Origin of the sequence: Streptococcus plurextorum DSM 22810 (assembly GCF_000423745.1) — a bacterium.
GTDB classification, from domain to species: domain Bacteria; phylum Bacillota; class Bacilli; order Lactobacillales; family Streptococcaceae; genus Streptococcus; species Streptococcus plurextorum.
Window position 1 is genome coordinate 1 of the sequence record NZ_AUIO01000033.1, and the last position, 1405, is coordinate 1405.

General features: G+C 40.7%; 2 protein-coding genes. Both read right to left on the reverse strand.

What is annotated here, in order from left to right:
- Window positions 1-925 (reverse strand): replication initiation factor domain-containing protein (locus G575_RS0110515; RefSeq protein WP_245562437.1); only part of this gene is annotated, 925 nt, incomplete at its 3' end.
- A 204-nt stretch (window positions 926-1129) separates the two neighbouring features.
- Window positions 1130-1405 (reverse strand): type II toxin-antitoxin system RelE/ParE family toxin (locus G575_RS12330; protein WP_037623104.1); only part of this gene is annotated, 276 nt, incomplete at its 5' end.

Genomic DNA, 1405 nt, shown 5'->3' on the forward strand with positions numbered 1-1405 from the left:
CCTTAGCATTGTGAAGCCATAAACTCAACTCATTTTTCAAGCGCTCGATTTCATTCGAGAACGTGGATTTCAAATGTTGGGTCAGCTCGTCTTGCTTCGTAAGTTGTTTCATCAACTTACGATACTTTTGCCTTGTCCTAACCGCTAATTGACTAATGAGCTGATGATCAGCGTGTAAGCCTGCTATCATTACTTTATCAGTAACCTTCATATCAGTAGGAAAATAATGCAAAGAATAAAAGCTATCTAGCGTATCGTGGACAATATCGACCCATTCATCTGCTTTCCCTCTCCGTAACTGAAGCTCCAGGCGCCACCAAGTTTTTACCTCTTCGGGCAAAACTTGTCGCTTCTTCTCTTGCTCCAGTCGCTTATTATACATACGAACTTGACGTTCAGACGAACGTGCGCCCCAATAGGCAGTCTCAAGCGCTCCATTCGTGCCATAATATGGCCTGAATGAGACCGCATCAGCCAGCCTATATTGGCTCACGTAGTCGTCTGGTAAATCAAGAATATCGCAAGCTATGTCAGCCCGTGAGAAGTGCGGATTCTTGAACATTGTCTGAATGAAAGTACGCAAATCAGTATTCAAAAACTGCTGAATCTTGTTTGGGTTGAAGTCAATCCGCCCTTTCTCCTCGCCAGTTTTTGGGTCTTTGAAAGGTAGAGTTTCGACGTAAGCGATATTCTCTCCGTATTTGTCAACCAAGCGCCAACCAGCTCCAGCGGGTTCAGCAGCCCCCTCTCTCGCAAGGATTGGCATTGCTTGGTTGAGCGAAAAGGCTTCGCCTTTCTCATAGATGATTTCTCCGTCCTCGTTGACAAAGGTGTGAGCAAAATCGAACTGGTTCAAAACACCTACGATTGTAATTCTGTCTATCGACCAATCAAGGTCAAAACTCAAAAAGTGCAAACTTTGCATACTTAACCGCCTGTTAGAAGGGGCGGTCAATTTTTCCCACTCATTTATAACTATCCCTTTATCCCCTTTTTCTCTTCTTTGAGTAGGGTCAAGGACTTGAATTTCATTAGATTTCATGCTATAATCTATTCAACAAATTAAGTAATTAAATTTTCTCAGAAAAGTCCAGGTTCCCGTCTGGGCTTTTCGTCTTTGTTGACCTTTCTATTTTTTTAACAACCTCATATAATTTGATTTCGAAGAAATAAAATGAGTGATAATCACTTCTTTATTCTTTTCATCTACCACAAACAGAATAAGATAATCTCCTGAGATTATCGCTTCTGTTTTGAAACTATCATGCAATCTGCGTCCAATTCTATCATCAAAATCAAACCCTGACGGCATAAAAGCTAAATTATTAACTTTCGAACGAATCTTATTGACTACATTCTTTGCTCCAGAAACGCTGACATTTGAAACAAAATCATAGATTTTGTC